Consider the following 19689-nt stretch of genomic DNA (forward strand, 5'->3'; position numbering starts at 1 on the left):
AGGTGCCGTCCATCGCCCACCTGCGTTTCCGCTGGTAGACCGTCTTCCACGGGCCGAACCGCTCCGGCAGGTCACGCCACGGAATCCCAGTACGTTCCCGATACAAGATCCCCGAGACCGTCGTCCGATGGTCACGCCACCGGCCCCCACGCGGCGGATCCGCTGGCAGCAACGGCGCCAGAAGCGCCCACTCGTCATCGGTCAGCTCATGCCGTCGAGACACGCCAATCTATCTACCAAAACCCGCCCCGAAGATCCACGAGACACGCCCTAGGCCCGAGCAGTGCCTTAACCGGGACGGTTCTGCTGCTCGATGTACTGCTTGATGACGTTCAGCGGTGCCCCGCCGACGGACCCGGCGAAGTATGAGCCCGACCAGAGCTTGTTGGCCCGGTAGTAGTGGCGTAGCAGGTCGGGGAACTCCTGCCGCAGGCGGCGCGAGGATACGCCCTTGAGGCTGTTGACCAGCCGGGCCACGGCCACCTTGGGTGGGAAGTTGACCAGCAGGTGCACGTGGTTGTTCTCGCCGTTGAACTCGACCAGCTCCGCCTCGAAGTCGGTGCACACGTCTCGCATGATCGCTTCCATCCGGGTCAGGTGCCGGTCGGCGAACACCTTGTGCCGGAATTTCGTCACGAAAACCAAGTGAACGTGCATCGCGAAAACGCAGTGTCTGCCAGTGCGGATGTGTTGAATCTCAGCCATAAACCAACATGATACAGTGATGATCGTGCAGCTCCGTTACCAGTTCCGCGTCTACCCGACGCCCAGCCAGCAGGTCGAGCTGGCGAAGGCGTTCGGGTGCGCGCGGGTGGTGTTCAACGACGGGCTGCGTGTGCGTCAGCAGGCCCGCGAGCAGGGCGAGAAGTACGTCTCGGATGCCGAACTGTCCAAGCGGGTCATCACGCAGGCCAAGCTGACGCCGCAACGGGCGTGGCTGGGCGAGGTGTCCGCCGTGGTGTTGCAGCAGGCCCTCGCGGATCTGAACACCGCGTACCGCAACTTTTTCGCCTCGGTCACCGGCAAGCGCAAGGGCCGCAAGGTCGCCCCGCCCCGGTTCCGGTCGCGCAAGGACAACCGGCAGGCCATCCGGTTCACCAAGAATTCCCGGTTCAAGGTCTGCGACAACGGCCGTCTGCGGCTGCCGAAGATCGGCGACCTGGACGTGCGGTGGTCGCGCGAGCTGCCCTCGGACCCGTCATCCGTGGCGATCATCCGGGACGCGGCCGGGCGGTACTTCGCCTCGTTCGTGGTGCAGACCACGCAGGACGAAAGGCTGCCCGAGGCGGACTCGAAGGTCGGTATCGATCTGGGCTTGACGCACTTCGCGGTCATGTCGGACGGCACGAAGGTCACCGCGCCGAAGTTCCTGCGCCGCGCGGCCCGCAAGCTCAAGCGGTTGCAGCAGGCCCTCTCCCGCAAGACCAGGGGCAGCAACCGCCGCAAGAAAGCTGTCGTCAAGGTCGCCAGGGCGCACGCCCGGGTGGCCGACACCCGACGCGACTGGCAGCACAAGCTGTCCACGACGATCATCCGCGAGAACCAAGCGGTGTACGTCGAGGACCTTGCCGTTGCCGGACTCGGCCGGACCCGGCTCGCCAAAAGCGTTCACGACGCCGGGTGGGCCAGCTTCACCGCCATGTTGGAGTACAAGGCCGCCCGGTACGGGCGCACCTTCGGCCGGGTGGACCGGTTCTTCCCGTCCACCCGGATGTGCTCCCACTGCGGGCGCATCAACGAGAAAATGGCGCTCAACGTCCGATCGTGGGACTGCCCCTGCGCAGCAGCCCACGATCGCGATCACAACGCCGCCAAGAATGTGTTGGCCGCCGGACAGGCGGACAACGGAAACGACCGTGGAGCGCAGGTAAGACCGGGACTCGTCCCGGCACCGCGCGGTGAAGCGGTAACCCACCCGCACGCCGCGCGTTCCACGCGCAGCGTGGAGGGAATCTCCGTCCTTTAGGGCGGAGAGGATGTCAATCCGACGCCTGCCACGCCGCCTGGGCGCAGGCGAAGGGCACGGCCAGCAGCCGTTACGCCGCCTCCATCGAGGGGCACGCCACCAGCACCAGCACCACGCCGCTGGTCATCTACCACACCGGCACGCCCTCGCCGGAGGGCTCGTACAGCCTCATGATCCAGTACACCTACTGGGTCCGGGCCTGCCAGATCTACCTGGCATCCGGTTGGGGCACGCAGGGCTGCACCGGCCGGCACTGATCCCCGAAGCCGGCACCGGACCCCCCGACGTGGCCGTTGCACCCGCGAGAGCGATCTGCGCCGCGACCAGGATCGAGGAACCGATACAAATTCTCCTTCTTCAATTCAGGCTGGATCATTTATATTGAGACGAGTCGATGGAAAGAGGGTGTCATGGGAAGGTCCAGCAACGCGCGCAGGTCCCGCGTACTCGCGGTTCTCGCAACTCTGGCACTGTCGATCACCGGGTTCGCGGTGCCGGCGAAGGCGGCGCAGGTGCGATCCGGGCCCACGACGTTCGGACCGATCTCGACGCAGGCGAACTCCTGCTGGGGTACCCACTCGATCTACGGTGACGGTTGGGGCGGCATCGTCGGCTCCGCCGGAACCGTGTGCGACGGGACCGCCCAGTACCTGCGGGCGATCGGGTACATCCGGGTACGCGATCGGTTCGGGTACGTCTCGACCTGCGGGTACAACTACCGGGACGGCGCCTACACGAGCTCGGTCGTCGCCTCGTCGAAGTGCCTCTCCGCAGGCTCGGGCTACACCTACTTCCTGTACTCGGAGCACTACGCCCAGATCAACGGCCAGGTGTTCTCCTTCACCGGGGGCCAGTGGGAGTAACCAGGGCGGCCGGGAGGGCTCCGGTGCGATCACCCGGTCTTCGGTGTCGCGTACGGCGATCGCCGCGGTCCGCCCTCCCCCTTCCCCAGGGACCCCGCCGCGCGGCGGGTGGCCGGTACGAGCCGGCGGGTGATCCACAGCGGCGAGGTGACGGCATTGCCCACCACCACCGCGTGCGCACCGGCCTCGAAGGCCCGGCCGATCTGCTCGGTGGTGCGGTACCGCCCCTCGGCGATCACCGGTACCGGGAGCAGCGCGACGAGTCGCGCCACGAGATCGAGGTCGGGCCCGTCGGTCGGCGGGCTGGCCGGGGTGTAGCCGGACAGCGTGGTGGCGACGGCGTCCGCGCCCGCCTCGACGGCGGCGACGCCCTCGGCCGCGGTGGACACGTCGGCCAACACGAGCGCGTCGGTCCGTTCACGGATCGCCCGGACCGTGTCCGCGAAGGTGCGCCCGTCCGGCCGGGGACGGTCGGTGGCGTCGACCGCGACGATCTCCGCGCCGGCCCGCGCCACCTCCAGCGCATGCGCCGCCGTCGGAGTGATGAAGACGTCCGCCGTGCCGTGCTTGTACAACCCGATCACCGGCACGTCCACCGCGGCGCGGACCGCCCGGACGTCGGCCGGCCCGTTGACCCGGACCGCCGCCGCGCCGCCGCGTACGACCGAGGCGGCCACCCGGGCCTGGACGTACGGGTCCCGCATCGGGTCGTCCGGCTCGTCGGGCAGCGGCTGGCAGGACACCACCAGCCCACCGGCCAGGTCGTCGAGCACACTCACGCCTCTGGTCCTTCCATCGACACCGGAACGGCTCATGTCGGTGCGTCCATGGCGAGCCGGGCCGCGCCGACGACGACCGCGTCGGCGCCCAGCGTGGCGGGCAGCAGCGGCACGTCGGCCCAGCCCGCGGGCAGTTCGGCCGAGTAGGCGACGGATGCGGCGGGCAGCAGGGCGCTGGCCGCGCCGCCGGCCACCAGGACGGCGTCCGGGTCGAGCAGGGCCACCAACCCGGCCAGGGCCGCGCCGAGGACGCCGCCGGCCCGGTCCAGCACCTGCCGGGCCACGGCGTCACCGGCTGCCGCGCGCTCCGCCACGGCCCGGCCCGTGACGTGGGTACCGGTCTCGACGGCGTACGCGGCGGCCAGCCCGGTCCCCGAGGCGATCGCCTCCAGGTGCCCGTACCGGCCGCACCCGCAGCGCAGCAGTTCGGCGCCCGGAGCCGGCAGGTGCCCGACCTCACCGGCGGCGCCACGGGCACCGGCCGCGACCCGGCCGTTGCGGACGACCGCCCCGCCCAGCCCGGTGCCGACGGCGACGAGCAGCACGTGACGGCGGTCCCGGCCGGCTCCGGCCCAGCATTCGCCCAGCGCCGCGGCGGTCACGTCGTTGGTGACGCGCACGGGTCGACCCAGCCGGGTGGCGAGCGCGTCGGCGACCGGGGTGCCGGCCCAGCCGGGCAGGCTGTCGGTGGCGTACCGGATGCTGCCGGTCGCCGGGTCGACCGTGCCGGCGGTGCCCACCCCGACCGGCCCGGTGCCGGCCCCGCCGAGCAGGTCGGCGGCCAGCCGCGCGGCGGCGTCCAACACGGCCTCGGGCCCGGACCGGGCGGGGGTGGGCACCTCCCGGCGATGCCACACCTTCCCGCCCGGGTCGACCAGCGCCGCCGCCGTCTTGGTGCCGCCGACGTCGACGCCGACCGATGCCGTCATCCCTTGAGGCCGGTGTGCGCCAGGCCCTCGACGAACTGCTTCTGGGCGATGACGAACACCACCAGCACCGGCAGCGCGGTCATCGACGCCGCCGCGAGCTGGACGTCCCACATCGGGCCGCCGTACACGTCGATGAACTGGGTGAGCGCCTGGGGCAGGGTGAACTTCTCCGGCGAGGAGAGGAACACGATCGGCTCCAGGTACAGGTTCCAGCTGTGCAGGAAGGTGAAGATGGCCACCGCGCCCAGCGCGGGCCGCGACAGCGGCAGGGCGATCCGCCAGAAGGTGGCGAAGCGGCCCAGCCCGTCGACCCGGGCCGCCTCCTCCAGTTCGTTGGGGAGGCTGATGAAGAACTGCCGCATGATGAACGTCGCCAGCACGCTCGGCGCCCCGAAGATCGGCACCAGGATCAGCGGCCAGTGGGTGTCGATCAGCCCGAGCTTGAAGAACATCTGGAACAGCGGCACGATCGTCACCTCGCTGGGGATGAGCAGGCCCGCGAGGACGACGAGGAACAGCAGGTTCTGGCCGCGGAACCGGATCCGCGCGAAGGCGTACCCGGCCAGCGCCGACACGGCCAGGGTGCCGACGGTGACCACCAGCGCGATGTAGAGGCTGTTGACGTACTGCTGACCGAAGGGCTGCAACTCGAACACCCGCCGGTAGGCGTCGAGTCGCGGGTCGACCGGCAACAGCTGCGGTGGGAAGGCGAAGACGTCCGCCACGGGCTTCAGCGACGAGGTGACCATCCACCAGGTCGGGAACACGAACGGGATCGCCAGGACCAGCAGCACCCCGTAGAGCGCCAGCTTGGTCCGTCGCGACAGGTCACGATTCATGGAAGACCCATCTCTTGCGCATCTGCCACTGCAGCACGGTGAGCGCGAGCACGATGACGAACAGCACGATCGACAGCGTGGCGCCGTAGCCGAAGTGGTGGAACTGGAACGCCTGCTGGTAGAGGTAGTAGACGAGCACGGTCGTCGAGTTGCCGGGCCCGCCCTGGGTCAGCACCGCGATCTGCGCGAAGACCTGCAACGACCCGACCACGGTGATGATCGACGTGAGCAGGATGGTCGGGCTGATCATTGGTACGGTGATCAGCCCGAACTGGCGCATCCGGCTCGCCCCGTCCATCTCCGCGGCCTCGTACAGATTCGCCGGCACGCCCTGCAGGGCGGCCAGGAACAGCACCATGTTCAGGCCGACGTTCTTGAACGCCTGCACGACGATCACCGACAGCATCGCCGTGCCCTCGCCGCGCAGCCAGTTCGGCCCGTCCACGCCCATCGTGTCGAGCAGGCCGTTCACGCCGCCGTTGTCCTGCAACAGGAAGCCCCACACGATGGTCCAGGCCACCAACGAGACCACCACGGGGGAGAAGAAGAAGGTGCGGAACAGGATGGTGCCCCGCAGTCTCTGGTTGAGCAGGACGGCCAGCAGCAACGCCAGCCCGAGGTTGAGCACCACCAGGCCGACGGAGAACAGCCCCGTTGCCCGCAGCACCGCGCCGAGGTTGGGATCCTCGGCGATCGCCCGGTAGTTGTCCGTGCCGACGAAGTCGAAGGTCCCGGCCAGCACGTTCCACTCGTGCAGGCTGTACCAGACCACGAGGATCAGCGGCAGGATCACGAACACGACGCTGCCGAGCAGTTGCGGGGCGATGAAGAGGTAACCGGTGAGCTGGTCGCGGCGGCGGCTGGTCCAGAACCGCGGCGCCGGGCCCAGGGCGGGCCGGGCCTCGACCGGGCCCACCCTGGTGTCCGTACGGGTCATGATCGGTTGCCTACTTCGCCAGCAGCGGTTGGATCTTGGCGCAGACCCCGTCCAGGACGGCCTTGACGTCCGCGTCCGGCTTCCACAGCGGGTCGAGCCCAGCGCGAACCTGCTGGCTCAGCTCGGCCTGTCCCACGTGGCTGGGCTTGACGACACCGTTGGTGATGCCCTCGATGACGACCTTCTGCAGCTGTTCCGGCTTGAGCTTCGGGTTCGTCTTGGCGAGGTTCTCCGCGGTCAGCAGCGACTGGCGCGGCGGCGGGAAGAACTGGGCGAGCTTGGCCGAGTTGGTGGGGTTCGTGAAGAACGCGAGGAAGTCGGCGGCGGCGTCGGCGTGCGGGCTCTTCTTCATCACCCCGAGGCCGGCCTGACCGACCACCGCGTACGGTCCCTTCGGGCCCGCCGGCAGGGGGACCAGGTCCCAGGCGAAGCCGTCGTCCTTCAGCAGCGAGGCGCGGGAGATCTGGGTGATCGTCATGGCGGCGTCACCGGCGAAGAAGTCGGCGGTCGTGCCCGGGCCGGGCAGCGCCTTCGTGGTGAAGATGGCCTTGTGCAGCGTGGTCATCGCCTCGACCATCTCCGGGCTGGCGAAGCCGCAGCTCTTGCCGTCCGCGCTCCAGGCCTGGGCGCCCCAGCCCGTCCAGAAGCTCGACAGGTTGTCCCAGACCCGGTAGTCGAAGTCCCGGATCACCAGGCCGGCCTTGCCGGTGGCCTGCTGCGTGGCGCCGGCGGTCGCCAGCGCGTTCTCCCAGTTCCACTGCCCGGCCGCGATCAGCTCGGCCGGGGTCTTCTGCCCGGACTTCTTGAGCAGGTCGGTGTTGACGAACACGCCGAACGGCGAGGTGGAGAACGGGTACGCGTACAGCTTGCCGTCGTTCTGCCAGAGCTTGAGGGTGGCGGGGGAGAGGTTGTCGTACTGGTAACCGTCGGCCTTCTTGAGCGTGTCGTCGAGGGGCAGCAGCGCGCCCGAGGCGACGAAGTCCGGTGCCGAGTTCTCCATCACCCACGCCAGGTCGGGTGCGTTCCCACCGGCGATCTGGGTGGTCAGGGTGGTGGTGTAGTTCTCGAACGGGATGGGGTCGAACTTGATCTCGGCGACGTCCGGGTGGCTCTTGCGGTACTCGTCGGCGATCTCGTTGAACAGCTTCAGGTGCGCCTCGTTGGCCGACCAGATGGTCATCCGCAGACTGGCCGGGCCCTTGTCCTTCGCCTCGCCGCCGCCGCAGGCGGACAGCGCGAGGACGCCGGCCAGCGCCGCGGCGACAACACCCAGACCCTTTCCTGATTTCACTATCTTCTCCTCACGGGGGTTTCAGTAGCCCGCGATCTGCGGCCAGTGGCATTCCACACCGGCGGCCGAGACGCGGTCAATGAAGTCGGCCAGCAGGCGGGGGGTGCCGCGGACCGCGCGCGGGGACTCGCCCCGCGCCAGACAGAAGTCGGCGAGCAGGCCGGCGACCTCGCCGACGTTCCACTCGACGGGGTGCAGCCGGTAGCTGCCGTTGGTGATGTGCGTGGTGCCGATGTTCTTGCCGGCCGGCAGCAGGTTCTCCATCCGCTGCGGGATCAGCGCACCGAGCGGGATCTCGAACGGGCAGGAGCCGACGTCGATGTAGTTGTCGCCGCCGGTGGACGGGTGCAGGTCGATGCGGTACATCCCCACGCCGACCGAGTCGGGGTAGTGCACCGCGCCGTGCTCGCCCCGCACCGCGAGGGAGAGGTCCTGCTCCACCACCGTGTACTCGGCCCGGATGCGGCGGGACTCCCGGATGTAGGGCGCCTGCGCCAGGCCGTCCCGGCTGCCGGTCACGTCGCCGCGCAGTCGCAGGCCGGGGAAGCCGGTGCCGCCGTCCGGCCGGGGCGCCTCCGTCTGCATCCAGTAGAGCACCGAGTACGACAGCTCGCGGGCCTTGGCCAGGTGCCACGACGCGTTCGGCACGTCGATCACCGGACCCTCGAAGTAGTCGATCATCGGCCAGTTGACCAGCGTGATGTCGCTGCCGTACGCCCCGTCGGTGAAGTTGCGCCGCGCGGCGATCCGCCGGAACGTCCACAGGTTGCCGTCACCGGGGTTGAGGCGCTGGTCGGCGTTCACGCTCAACGGGTCGTCGTCGGGGTTCGGGGTGAAGCTGCGGTCGACGATCTCCAGCGTGCGTGGGTGCGGCGACCGCCAGGACAGCAGCCGGTCACCCCAGAAGTCCGGCTTGTAGTCGCGCCAGAAGTCGTACCCGGCGGGGCGGTCGATGGTGTGGTCGCCGTCGACGTGGTCGACCGCGAAGCAGACCGACACGGCCTGCATGTTCAGCGGCTGCGCCTCGGCCGGTGCGCTCGGCTCACCGGTCTCGCCCTGCGACTCGAACCCGGTGACGTACTCGGTGCCGGTCAGCGGCAGCAGCTCACCGGTCTCGGTGGCGTCCAGGACGTACGGCGCGACCACCTCGATCCGCTCGTCCCGGTCCCGGTGCGCCAGGGTGACACCGGTGACCCGGTCCCCGTCGGTCTCGGCGGCGACCGGCCGGTACGGCTGCAGCACCCGCAGCCGCCCCGATCCCCGGTACGGGGCGAGCATCCCCTCGAGGACGGCCACCGCCACCCGGGGCTCGTGGCAGAGCCGGCTCACCCAGCCCGCGCCCGGGTTGAGGTCGGTCCAGGCCCGGGAGCGTTCGGTCAGCGGGTAGTGGCGACGGTAGTAGTCACGGATGCCGTTGCGCAGGGCCCGGTAGCTGGCGGTGGCGCCGAACTGCTCGATCCAGGAGTGCTCGTCCGGCGGGACGGCCTGGCTGGTGAGCTGCCCGCCGAGCCAGTCGAACTCCTCGGTCAGGATGACGGACCGGCCGGCCCGGGCCGCGGCCAGTGCCGCGGCGACGCCGCCCAGTCCGCCCCCGACGACGAGGACATCCGCACGCATAAGTACCACTTGCTTCCTTCCAGTTGCGCGGCCGTCCGCTCAGCGGCGGTCGACCGCCGGATCAGGGGTGCCGAGGGTGTCGCCCTCGACGAGTTCGCAGGGGAGAAGTCGCTGCTGGAGGCCGCCCACGCTGCCGTCGATGACCCCGGTCAGCACCTCGACCGCCTGCCGGCCCATCTCCTCCCGGGGGATGCGGAACCCGGTGAACGCCATGTCGGTCGGGACCGGGACCGTCGGGTCGCCGAGGGTCAGGATCGACAGGTCCCCCGGCACCCTCAGCCCGCGCCGGCGGGCGGCCGACTCCAGCGCCACCGCCGTGGCGAAGTCCTCCACGAAGGCGACGGTGGTCCCGTCGGCCAGTAGGTCGTCGAGGCTCGTGTCGGAGTCCCCGGCGGCCATGGCCAACTGGCGGGCGCTCTCCGCGGGCGCCGCGGCGGCCAGGTACCCGTCGCGGCGGTCCGCCGAGGACTCGGCGGTCATGCCCATGCCCACGTAGGCCAGGCGCCGGTGACCGCGCCGCAGCGCCATCTCGACGAGCCGGGTCACCGCCGTCGCGTAGTCGGCGCCGACGTAGGGCACCGGCCCGCCGGCGTCGTCGCGGCGGCCGACGGCGACGTACGGGTATCCGTCGCGGTTGAGCCGCTGGAGTTCCGCGCTGTCGATCTCGCGCCCGAGCAGGATGCACCCGTCGGCCAGGCGCAGCCGGTTGTCGTGGTGGAAGATGCGCCGCCGACCGTCCACCACCGGTGCGCTGGTGAACAGCAGCAGGTCGCAGCCGACCCGCTCGGCGTACTCCTCGATGCCGAGCAGGAACGGGTGGAAGAAGTCCCGGCTGCCGCTGGGGAAGGCGGGCTCGTAGGTGAAGACGCCGATGATCCGGTTGAACCGCGAGGCGAGTCGGCGGGCCACGGGGTCGGCGACGTACCCGGTCTCGGCGATGACCCGCAGCACCCGGTCGCGGGTCTCCGGGGCGATGCGGATGTCGGCGTCGGCCCGGTTGTTGAGCACCAGGGACACGGTCGCCTGACTGACACCAGCCAACCGCGCGATGTCACGTTGGGTGACGCGTTTGGGGGGAGCGGCCACGAGGGGTCCTTCCGGTGCGGCTAATGCGTATTAGCGCTCGGCGTTGGGAAGGAGCCTGGCGCGTCGACCGACCTGTGTCAAGAGGGTGAACGGAGATTTCGACGAGATGAACTCCCTGGAGTAATGCGCATTAGCCCGAACCGGCAGAGCTTGCTCGGCCGATCCGGGTCGCTGACCGCCGGAGCTGCGCCCGGTGTCGTGGGAGAGGCGGCCGGGTCTCTTGACAGAAGCCCTCCCGCGCGCGCAACATTCGAGAAACATTGGTGCTAATACGCATTAGCGCTGCGACCGGACGGATTGCCGGCCGGTCGAGGACCCCTTTGTCGTTACTGAAAGTTACCTCGTGTGCTCGGTGCCGCCCTGCCGCCCTGCCGCGCACCGCGGACGGGAGGGCGACCCCTCCCGTGCCGCCGTCTGGCCGGGCCGCGCGTCCGGCAACCGTCCGTCGAGGCGGCCCAGCGTCCGAGCGACCCGATCGAAAAGGAAGACGCATGACGAGACCACCCGCCTCATCATCCCGACGCGCTGTCCTGGCGACCGCCGGCGCCGGTCTGCTCGTCGCCGCCATGGCCGGCGCCGCCCCGGCCGCCGCGGAGCCGGGCCTCGACTTTCCCCGGTTCACCTACGCGGGCACCGCGTTCGACAAGAGCATTCTCGACTACAACCCGACCAACGAGTTCATCTTCCCGAGTGTCATCCGGGCCGCCGACTACTTCTCCGACCCGCTCGGCACCTACTACCTGTACTACGCCCCCCACGAGCGGCCCGGCGGGATCGCCCTGGCCTACTCCGACTCGATCGACGGCCCGTGGACCGAGTACGACGCCAACCCGCTGATCAGCAACACCTGGCTGCCGCACTACTCCACGGTCAGCCACGTCTCCTCGCCGCACGCCGTGTGGATCGAGGGCGAGCGCAAGCTGTTCCTCTACTTCCACGGCGAGAACTCCATCACCCGCTACGCCACCTCCGACGACGGCATCCACTTCAGCTACGGCGGCACCGCGGTGAGCCGGAACGAGACGACCGGCGGCGAGACCTCCTACGCCCGGGTGTTCGAGCAGTCCGTGCCGCGCCTGGGCACCCGGTACCTGATGCTCTTCATGGACAACCCGACCGCGGCGCTGCCCGGACCGACCGGCCCGGTGTCGCGGCGCATCCGCTGGGCGGTCTCCAACGACGCCCGGACCTGGGCCATGCAACCCGAACCGATCGTCACCCCGCAGGGCGGCGAAGGCCCGAACGCCTCAGGGCCGTTCTTCCTGCGCTGGAACGACCGCAACCTGGTGATCTACCACGCCGCCGACGGCAACATGCACGCGGTGGACGTCGGCGAGGACTTCGACCAGGAGATCCACCTCGGCATCGTGCACGACTCGATGGCCGGCGCACCCGACCTCGGCCGGTCGGCCGCGCCGACGTTCTACTTCGACGGCCGGACCGCGCACATGTACTACGAGGCCGGCGGACGGCTCACCGCGACCATCGGGCACGCCACCGCGACCCTGGCCGACCCCGTGCCCGTACGGCAGCTCGACTGCGCGGTGGACCGACCCGTCCTGTGGCCGCCGAACCACGAACTGGTCGACGTCGCCGTGACGGTGGATCTGCGCGACGGCGTGCTCGGCCCGAACGCGTTCGCTCTGACCGGCGTGACCGGCGGCGACCCCGCGGATGTCAGCGGCTTCGCCACCGGCGCGCCGGACACCAGCGGCGAACTGAGGGCGGAGCGGGCCGGCGATGGTGGGGACCGGGTCTACCACCTCACGTACGCCGGCCACGACGAGATCGGCCGTCCGGTCGGCTGCACCGTCACCGTCACCGTCCCGCACGACCAGGGCAACAACTAGACCAGCGGTCGGGCGGCACCCGCTGCCGCCCGACGTCTCCGGATGCCGTCATATCGCCGACATGGCGGCATCCGGGGGGCTCGGACGCCCCTGTGTCGCCGACATTGAGTCGATCAAGACGCGGCGGCCGCCCCTGGCGGGCCCCGGCGGCGACGGCCGCGGCGAGGTGCTGCCTCAGGGACGCCCGGAGGGGAGTTCGACGCAGCAGCGGCCGGGGCGGGGCGCGAGGAGGGCGCGCCGGTCGGTGGCGCCCAGCCCGTGGAGCAGGCCGGTGAGGAAGGCGTGGTTGAGTCCGCACACGAGGGCGGTGTGGCGGGCGGCCAGGGCGTGGAACGGGCAGTTGTGCAGCAGGATCCGGTCGGCGGTGGGGTGGGGTTCGAAACCGAGGTGGGTCAGTGCCGTGGTGAGGTCGGTCCCGTCGGCGGCGAGTGCGGTGCCGAGGGCTCGTCCGCGTTCGTGGGCATGCTGGCCGGCCGCCCGGCCCGCGTGGGCGGGATCGTCGTCGACGGCGGCGGCGAGGATCTCCGCGATGAGCTGGTAGCGGCGTTCGGGGATGGTCACCGCGATCCCCTCGCCGGCGGGTTCGTAGACCTTCGGCGAGCGGCCCCGGCCGCGGAGTTGGCCGGGTGGTGACTGGTACCTGGCCCGGAGCAGGCCGGCGCCGACGAGCTTGTCGAGGTGGAACGCGGCCAGGCCCCGGGACATGCCGGTGGCGTCGCCGGCCTCTTCCCGGCTGACCGGGTGGCCGGCGCGGCGCACGTAGTCGTAGAGGGCTCGCCGGGACGGGTCGACCAGGGCGCTCACGCCGGTCCACGGGTCGTCCACAGTCACAACCCGACGTTATCACCAGCTCCTGCTGTTGAAATTCATCGGCGCGGAGTGCAGGATGAGCATTATCGACAGCATCTGCTGGTGAAAAAGCTGGGGGTGGGCCATGCGCCCGTGCGAACAGGTGAAGCAGCCGGTGCTGCTGGCGGCGTTGGGCGTGGGTGGCAGCTGACATGACGGTGACCCCGATGCGGGTGGCCCGGCAGCGGCCCGCGCGTGACCTGGCCGCCGCGGAGCGAGCGGCGGCGGCGTTCCTGACCGCTCTCGGAGTTGACCTGGACCGCGACGGGCTGGCCGCCACGCCCGGGCGGATGGCCCGCGCGTACGCGGAGCTGCTGACCCCACGCGAGTTCGCGCTGACCACGTTCGACAACGACGAGGACTACGACGAGCTGGTCGTGGCGCGGTCCATTCCGATCCGGTCGGTGTGCGAGCACCACCTGCTGCCGTTCGTCGGCGTCGCGCACGTCGGCTACCTGCCCGGCGCGCGGATCCTGGGCCTGTCGAAGCTCGCCCGGGTGGTGGAGCTGTTCGCGCACGGCGCCCAGGTGCAGGAACGGTTGACCAAGCAGATCGCGGAATGGCTCACTGAACACCTGAAACCGAAGGGTGTCGGAGTGGTCGTCGAGGCCGAGCACCTGTGCATGACCCTGCGCGGCGTGCGGGCGGTGGGTGCCACCACCGTCACGTCCAGCCTGCTGGGCACGCTGCGCGACGATCCGCGCTCACGCGCGGAGTTCTTTGCCCTGGCCGGCCTGCGCGCCGGCTGACCGCTGTCTGCTGAGGAGTTCACCGTGGTTGACTCGCCCGTCCACGTCATCGTCGGGGCGTCGCTGGCCGGCGCGAAAGCCGCCGAGGAGCTGCGTACCGCCGGGTTCGCCGGCCGGATCCTGCTCATCGGCGAGGACACCGAGCGGCCGTACGAGCGACCGCCGCTGTCCAAGGGCTACCTGCTCGGCGCCGACCCGCGGGACAAGGCGTACGTGCACGAGCCCGACTGGTACGACACCTTCGGGGTGGAGCTGCTGCTCGGGGTACGAGCCACCGGGCTCGACCGGGCCGCCCACACCGTCCTGCTGTCCGGCCGGGACCCGGTGCGCTACGACAAGCTGCTGCTGGCCACCGGGTCGCGGGTACGCCGCCTCGACGTGCCCGGCGCCGACCTGCCCGGAGTGCGGTACCTGCGCACGCTGCCCGACGCCGACGCGCTGCTCGCCGACCTGCCCACGGCGCGGCGGGTGGTGGTGGTCGGCGCAGGATGGATCGGCCTGGAAGCCGCGGCTGCCGCCCGTCACCACGGCGCGGACGTGACCGTGGTGGAGGTGGATCGGGCGCCGCTGCGCCGGATCCTCGGCGACGACGTCGCCGCCCTGTTCGCCACCCTGCACCGCGCGCACGGCGTCGCGTTCCGCTTCGACGTCGGGGTGCGTGGCTTCCGGGCCGACGGCGAGGGCCGCCTCGCCGCCGTGGTGCTCACCGACGGCACCGAACTGCCGGCCGACCTCGCCGTCGTCGGCGTCGGGATCACCCCGAACACCGAACTCGCGTCGGCCGCGGGGCTGACCGTCGACAACGGTATCGCCGTCGATGCCGGGCTGCGCACCAGCGACCCGGACATCTACGCGGCGGGAGACGTCGCCGCGCTCGCCCACCCGCTGCTCGGCAGGCGGATCCGGGTCGAGCACTGGTCCAACGCCCTCAACGGTGGCAAGGCCGCCGCCCGCGCCATGCTCGGCGAACCCGTGACCTACGACCGGGTCCCGTACTTCTTCACCGACCAGTACGACCTGGGCATGGAGTACGCGGGCTGGGTCGAACCGGGCGGCTACGACCACGTGGTCTTCCGCGGCGACGCGACCATCGGCGACGGCGCACCCCCGCAGTTCCTCGCGTTCTGGGTGTCGGCCGGCCGGGTGCTCGCCGGGATGAACGTGAACGTCTGGGATGTGCAGAACGACATCCAGGCCCTGGTGCGCGCCGGCTGGGCCGGCCGGGAGGTGGACCTGGCCCGGCTCGCCGACCCGAGTGTGCCCCTGCACGCGCTCATCCCCTGATCCGTCGCGCCACACGCATCGGAACCCGGCGCCGTGCCCCGGCGGGCGCGGCGCCTTTTCCGGCAGTCACGCGGATCCAGGATCGGCTACGGGGGCGTCCCGGATCGCGAGTGCGGCCTGGACGAGCGCGGCGTGGGTCAGCGTCTGGGGGTAGTTGCCGAGGTGGGCGCCGGTCGCAGGGTCCAGTTCCTCGGCGTAGAGGCCGAGTGGGCTGGCGTGGTCGAGCATGGTCTGGAACAGTTCGACCGCCTCGCCGCGGCGTCCGGTGCGGGCGAGGGCCTGGACGAGCCAGAACGAGCAGGGCAGGAACGCCCCTTCGGTGCCGGGGAAGCCGTCGCGCCCCGGCGGGTAGCGGTAGAGGAGTGGGCCGCCGGCGGAGAGCCGGTCCCGTACGGCGTCGATGGTGCCGTGCACCCGGGACGACCCGACGCTGTCCATGCCCAGCAGCGGCAGGACGAGCAGGGCCGCGTCGAGATCCCGGGAGCCGTAGCAGCGGACGTAGCTGCCCGCTGTCGGGTCGAAGCCGCGCGTCCGGACCTCGGCGGCGATGGCATCTCGGGCCTCCCGCCAGCGTCGGCGTTGGCGATCCGACAGGGGGTGGGTGTCGGCGATGCGCAGGGCCCGGTCCAGGGCGAGCCAGCCCATGAGCTTGGAATGTACGTGCTGAGCGGGCGCCCGGACCTCCCAGATTCCGGCGTCGGGCTCCCGCCAGCAACGGGCGACCACGTCGGCGAAGCCGCGCACCGCCCGCCACGTCTCCGGGTACAGGCGGTGCCCCGCCTGCGCGAACGCCCAGGCGGCGTCGATCACCCAGCCGTAGCCGTCGAGCTGGTGTTGGCCGGCGGCGCCGTTGCCGACCCGCACCGGAGCGCTGTCGAGGTAGCCGGGCCAGCCGGGCAGGGCACGTTCCGCTGGTACGTGGCGGCCGTGGAGGGTGAGCAGCGCCGGCAGGCGTGGCCGCTCCAGCCGGCTGGCGTGCAATAGCCACGCGAGAAAGCCGTGGGCCTCGTCCGGTTTGCCGACGCTGAGGAAGGCACTGACGCCGATGCTGGCGTCCCGGGGCCAGACGTAGCGGTAGTCCCAGTTCCGTATGCCGCCCGGATCCTCGGGCAGCGACGTCGTGGGTGCGGCCACCGGGGCCTGCGAGGGCGAGTAGGTCAACAGCCGTAGGGTCAGCAGGCTTCGCACGACGTGCTCCCGGAAGGGCAGCGACTCGTCGATCCCGGCGGTCCAGGTCCGCCACCGGTGCTCGTCCTCGAGGAGCAGTTCCCAGGCTGCCGCCGGCTCGACGTGGATCAGCGGTTCGCGATGGGCCACGGCCAGCACGAGGGTGACCGCCTGGCCTGGCCTGATCGTGATCCTGGTGGGGCGACCCGGCTCGATGGCGAGTTCGGGCGCGCTGCCCAGCGAGACCGCGAGCGACCCCCACCCACACACCAGGGCCTGGCCCCGCTGGTGGACCCGGGGGCGGCGGTGTCGTGCGCCGAGGCGGGGGTCGAACTCGACGACGGCGTCGACCGCCGCCACCTCGGCCGACAGCCGCCGCACGATCAGCGTCGCGGGCAGCAGGCGGCCGCTGATCTCGGCCACCATGGCCTCGGTGAGGGTGAGGCGGCCGGCGCCTACCGCCCAGGTCGTCGTCAGTGTGGCGGTGTGCTGCCGGTAGCGTCGTTCGACGACCGGCGCCGGCCGGGCCGGGCCGACCCGGAACGTTCCCGCGTCCGGGCCCCCGACCAGCCGGCCGAACAGGGGCTCGCCGTCGAAGCGGGGCACGCAGAGCCAGTCGATCCCGCCGTCACCGGCGACGAGGGCGGCGGTGCGGGTGTCGCCCAGCAGCCCGTAGTCGCTGATCGGCGCCGGGGACCGGGGGCATGTGACGTCCGGTCCGTCGGTCATGGGATCGCGTCCCGACACGTCGCGGGGGGCCCCGGTGAGCGCGGCGGTGGGGACGGTCGCGAGGCGTGGGTCAAGCGGCCCTGAGGAGCAGTCCGAGGACGGCGCCGTACATGACGTGGACGACGGCTGCGACGGCGGGAGTCTGGATCCCGTAGTTGAGGGCGAACAGGCCGGGCGGCTCCAGCACGGCGGTGCTGGCCGGCCCCGCCCGCTGCGAGGCCATCCGCGGGTGGACGCCCGGAAGCAGCGGCAGGAGCACAGTCAGCGCGATCCCGACGTGGAGCATCCCGAACAGCGCCCCGATCCACCAGGTGGCGCGGTGCAGCAGGGCGAACGCGGCCGCGTAGCCGAGGGCGAAGCCCTGACCGGCGCAGAGATGGATGAAGAACCCGACGATCCGGGCCCGGTCGGGATCCTCGGTGACGAGGGTCCCGAGCACCAGGGGAAGGTCGAGCCGGGTGAGGCCGCCCAACTGGGCGGCGATCAGCGCCGCGGTGAGCGCCACGGTGGCGACCAAACCGAACAGCGCCCATCCGGCCCAGTCCATCTCAGCGGTTGTCGACGTCGCGTACGTTCCCGCTCGGCACGGCGAACGTCCCGGCGTACGTCTTCCCGGTCATCGGTCCACCTTTCGTGCCGAACAACGTGAAGGCTCCTGCCGGTTCATCGGGACGTCCGCCTCGCACCGACAGGCGACGACGCGGCCCCTCCGGCCTCTCACCATAGGCCACCGGGGCGGTGACACCGGGCTGCTCGCCGAGATCCGACGGGGACCGGGTCGTCGTCGGTCTTTCCGACGTGAGAGCCGGACAGACCCGGCTGCACCGCCACCTCGACAGCCGCCCTGACCGTGCCCGCGCGAGAAGTCCGAGCACCGGCGGCGCTGATCGTGTCAGGATGCTCGGCATGTCTGGGCGCGCCCTGAGCTTCGGAGCGGTGGCGGAGGCGTACGAACGGTTCCGGCCGGGGTACCCGGTGGAGCTCTACGACATGGTGACGACGTACGCGGGTCGGCCGGTTCGGACGGCCCTCGAGATCGGCGCCGGGACCGGCAAGGCAACCCGCCTGTTCGCTCGACGGGGGGTCACGGTCACCGCGACCGAGCCTGACGGAGCCATGCTCGCCGAGCTGCGTCGGCATGTGCCGGCGAACGTCAGGACCGTGCAGGCCGCATTCGAGGACCTGCGACCGGGCGAGAGCTACGGGCTGGTCTACGCGGCGGCGGCGCTGCACTGGACGAGATCCGAGGGCCGGTGGTCGCGCGTGGCCGGGCTCCTGGAGCCGGGCGGCGTCTTCGCCTCGTTCGGCGGGCCGATCCAGCTGGCCGACCCGGCCGTGGAGGAGGCGGTGCGCGCGGCCAGGGCACCGTTCCTGGAGAGCGACGAGGTTCCGTCTCCGGACGGGACGCCTCCGGGACATCACATGCAGTGGCCGGGTACGGAGCTCCAACGGTCCGAGTGGTTCGCCGACGTTCGACAGTCCGTGATCGAGCGACGCATGACGATGAGCGCCCACGACTACGTCGGCCTGCTGTCTACCGTCTCGGCCTATCTCGAACTGCCGCCCTCCGCGCGAGAGCAGGCGTACCGCCGGATCATGCAGGTCCTTCCCGAGGCCGTCGAGGTCGCCGCCGACATCACCGTCCATCTCGCGCGTCGGCGCCGCGGGTGGTAGCAGCCGCGGCGCGGGTTCAGCTGTTGCGCGGGTGGTTCGCGAAGAAGCGCCAGATCGAATCGGTGGCGGCCAGCGCCGTCGACGGCGGGTCCAGCCCGAGCAGGCGCTCCACCGCCGCCGGCGACGCGCCCGGCCACTGGTGCCCCGCGTCGGCGATGGTGATCAGCTCGACGTCGCGCCCGCCCGGACAGCGGGCGGTCGACGTGGTGACGGCTCCAGCGGTACGCACGTCCGGAGCGGCGCACCGCGCGATCTCGCGCCACCGGGCGATCTGGTCGGCGACGGGTCCACCGTCGATCTTGACGGGGCGCGCACCGACCCCGCCGTTGTCCAGCTTCCCCGGCCGGCCGTCGTACGGGACCACGTCGTCGGCTGTGCCGTGGACGTGGATCAGGGAGATCGGTGCCGGCGACGGGCAGGACCCGAGCAGCTTTCCCGCCACCACCCCGATCGCGGCGAACGTGGTGGTTTCGCAGGCCAACCGGTAGGCGAGCATCCCCCCGTTGGATATCCCGGCGGCATAGGTCCGGTTCGCGTCGATCGGCAGCTTGGCGGAGACGTCGGCCACCGTGGCGACGATGAACGCCGTGTCGTCGACGCCGTCGCGGGCCGGTCGCCCGCAGCAGTGGGCGCTCACCGCCCAGGACCGGTGGAGCCCGTCCGGGTACGCGACCACGAACCCCTCACGGTCCGCCACGGCGTCCCAGCCGTACGCCGTCTCCGCCTGGCGACCGTTGCCAAGGGCGCCGTGCAGCATCACCACCAGCGGTACCGGCGCGGACAGCGGCAGCCTGGCCGGCCGGTACAGCCGGAACGTGCGCTTCCTGCCGGCCACCGTGATGCTGTGGGCGGACGATCCCGTGGCGACCGGGCTCCGGGGGCCGGACGCGGTCGGCGCGGTCGCGTGTGGCGTGGTCGGCACGGCGGCGTCCCGCCGCGGCGGACGTGTCACGTCGCAGCCGATCAGCACGGTGAGGACGAGCGCGGCGGCCACCGCCACCGCTGACGCGGTACGCCTGACGGTGGCCGCCCTCGTGGGTCGCCGGTCCATCTGATGTCTCTCCCTCGCGGTGCTCGTCG

At 71.2% G+C, this 19689-nt stretch carries 19 protein-coding genes; 6 read left to right on the forward strand and 13 right to left on the reverse strand.

Translation table 11 applies throughout. From position 1 onward, the window contains the following. The coding region (locus ABGB16_RS06455; protein WP_347667152.1) for a transposase at positions 1-229 on the reverse strand (229 nt) is incomplete at its 3' end. A 59-nt stretch (positions 230-288) separates the two neighbouring features. Then, positions 289-705 carry an IS200/IS605 family transposase gene (tnpA, locus tag ABGB16_RS06460; protein ID WP_347667027.1) on the reverse strand — a complete coding sequence of 139 codons (417 nt, stop codon included), beginning with the start codon at positions 703-705 and terminating at the stop codon, positions 289-291. 19 nt (positions 706-724) lie between these two features. Here tnpA and ABGB16_RS06465 point away from each other — a divergent pair, with 19 nt between their 5' ends. After that, positions 725-1966: a transposase gene (locus tag ABGB16_RS06465; protein ID WP_347667028.1), complete on the forward strand. Its 1242-nt coding sequence runs from the start codon at positions 725-727 to the stop codon at positions 1964-1966. Between the two features lie 410 nt (positions 1967-2376). Beyond that, positions 2377-2829, forward strand: a complete 453-nt coding sequence (locus tag ABGB16_RS06470; RefSeq protein ID WP_347667029.1) for a hypothetical protein — start codon at positions 2377-2379, stop codon at positions 2827-2829. 29 nt (positions 2830-2858) lie between these two features. On the opposite strand, the gene ABGB16_RS06475 is transcribed toward ABGB16_RS06470, so the two are convergent. Genes ABGB16_RS06475 through ABGB16_RS06505 form a run of 7 tightly spaced genes read right to left on the reverse strand, consistent with a single transcriptional unit; the run spans position 2859 to position 10307 of the window. Further along, complete coding sequence (locus tag ABGB16_RS06475) at positions 2859-3608, reverse strand: N-acetylmannosamine-6-phosphate 2-epimerase (protein WP_347667030.1); 750 nt, start codon at positions 3606-3608, stop codon at positions 2859-2861. A 32-nt stretch (positions 3609-3640) separates the two neighbouring features. Further along, positions 3641-4537, reverse strand: a complete 897-nt coding sequence (locus tag ABGB16_RS06480) for an ROK family protein (protein ID WP_347667031.1) — start codon at positions 4535-4537, stop codon at positions 3641-3643. Further along, positions 4534-5376: a carbohydrate ABC transporter permease gene (locus tag ABGB16_RS06485; protein ID WP_347667032.1), complete on the reverse strand. Its 843-nt coding sequence runs from the start codon at positions 5374-5376 to the stop codon at positions 4534-4536. Before ABGB16_RS06485 ends, ABGB16_RS06480 begins: the two co-directional genes overlap by 4 nt. Then, complete coding sequence (locus ABGB16_RS06490; protein ID WP_347667033.1) at positions 5366-6313, reverse strand: sugar ABC transporter permease; 948 nt, start codon at positions 6311-6313, stop codon at positions 5366-5368. The genes ABGB16_RS06485 and ABGB16_RS06490 overlap by 11 nt, the downstream gene beginning before the upstream one ends. A 10-nt stretch (positions 6314-6323) precedes the next feature. Continuing rightward, on the reverse strand, positions 6324-7604 hold the full coding sequence (locus tag ABGB16_RS06495; protein ID WP_347667034.1) for a sugar ABC transporter substrate-binding protein: 1281 nt from the start codon (positions 7602-7604) through the stop codon (positions 6324-6326). A 21-nt stretch (positions 7605-7625) separates the two neighbouring features. Next, complete coding sequence (locus tag ABGB16_RS06500) at positions 7626-9221, reverse strand: FAD-dependent oxidoreductase (protein WP_347667035.1); 1596 nt, start codon at positions 9219-9221, stop codon at positions 7626-7628. Between the two features lie 39 nt (positions 9222-9260). Next, entirely contained in the window at positions 9261-10307 is a 1047-nt protein-coding gene (locus tag ABGB16_RS06505; protein ID WP_347667036.1) for a LacI family DNA-binding transcriptional regulator, read from the reverse strand. Between the two features lie 491 nt (positions 10308-10798). On the opposite strand from ABGB16_RS06505, the gene ABGB16_RS06510 reads away from it, so the two are divergent. Further along, a complete protein-coding gene (locus ABGB16_RS06510; protein ID WP_347667037.1) occupies positions 10799-12157 on the forward strand; it encodes a hypothetical protein in 1359 nt (452 codons plus the stop codon). Positions 12158-12331: 174 nt separating this feature from the next. On the opposite strand, the gene ABGB16_RS06515 is transcribed toward ABGB16_RS06510, so the two are convergent. Beyond that, positions 12332-12988, reverse strand: a complete 657-nt coding sequence (locus ABGB16_RS06515) for a hypothetical protein (RefSeq protein ID WP_347667038.1) — start codon at positions 12986-12988, stop codon at positions 12332-12334. A gap of 170 nt (positions 12989-13158) precedes the next feature. On the opposite strand from ABGB16_RS06515, the gene folE reads away from it, so the two are divergent. Together folE and ABGB16_RS06525 are read left to right on the forward strand one after the other, a co-directional pair. Further along, positions 13159-13755, forward strand: coding sequence for a GTP cyclohydrolase I FolE (gene folE / locus ABGB16_RS06520; protein WP_347667039.1), 597 nt, complete (start codon positions 13159-13161; stop codon positions 13753-13755). A gap of 24 nt (positions 13756-13779) precedes the next feature. Continuing rightward, positions 13780-15039 (forward strand): FAD-dependent oxidoreductase, encoded by a 1260-nt coding sequence (locus ABGB16_RS06525; RefSeq protein WP_347667040.1) that lies wholly within the window; start codon positions 13780-13782, stop codon positions 15037-15039. Between the two features lie 66 nt (positions 15040-15105). On the opposite strand, the gene ABGB16_RS06530 is transcribed toward ABGB16_RS06525, so the two are convergent. After that, on the reverse strand, positions 15106-16935 hold the full coding sequence (locus tag ABGB16_RS06530) for a glycoside hydrolase family 15 protein (protein ID WP_347667041.1): 1830 nt from the start codon (positions 16933-16935) through the stop codon (positions 15106-15108). A gap of 70 nt (positions 16936-17005) precedes the next feature. Beyond that, positions 17006-17482, reverse strand: a complete 477-nt coding sequence (locus ABGB16_RS06535) for a hypothetical protein (protein ID WP_347667042.1) — start codon at positions 17480-17482, stop codon at positions 17006-17008. 359 nt (positions 17483-17841) lie between these two features. Between ABGB16_RS06535 and ABGB16_RS06540 the strand changes: the two genes are divergently transcribed. Next, entirely contained in the window at positions 17842-18609 is a 768-nt protein-coding gene (locus ABGB16_RS06540; protein WP_347667043.1) for a methyltransferase domain-containing protein, read from the forward strand. 16 nt (positions 18610-18625) lie between these two features. On the opposite strand, the gene ABGB16_RS06545 is transcribed toward ABGB16_RS06540, so the two are convergent. Next, positions 18626-19660 carry a PHB depolymerase family esterase gene (locus tag ABGB16_RS06545; RefSeq protein ID WP_347667044.1) on the reverse strand — a complete coding sequence of 345 codons (1035 nt, stop codon included), beginning with the start codon at positions 19658-19660 and terminating at the stop codon, positions 18626-18628. Positions 19661-19689 lie beyond the last annotated feature (29 nt).

This window comes from Micromonospora sp. B11E3 (assembly GCF_039871625.1).
In the GTDB taxonomy this organism is placed as follows: domain Bacteria; phylum Actinomycetota; class Actinomycetes; order Mycobacteriales; family Micromonosporaceae; genus Micromonospora.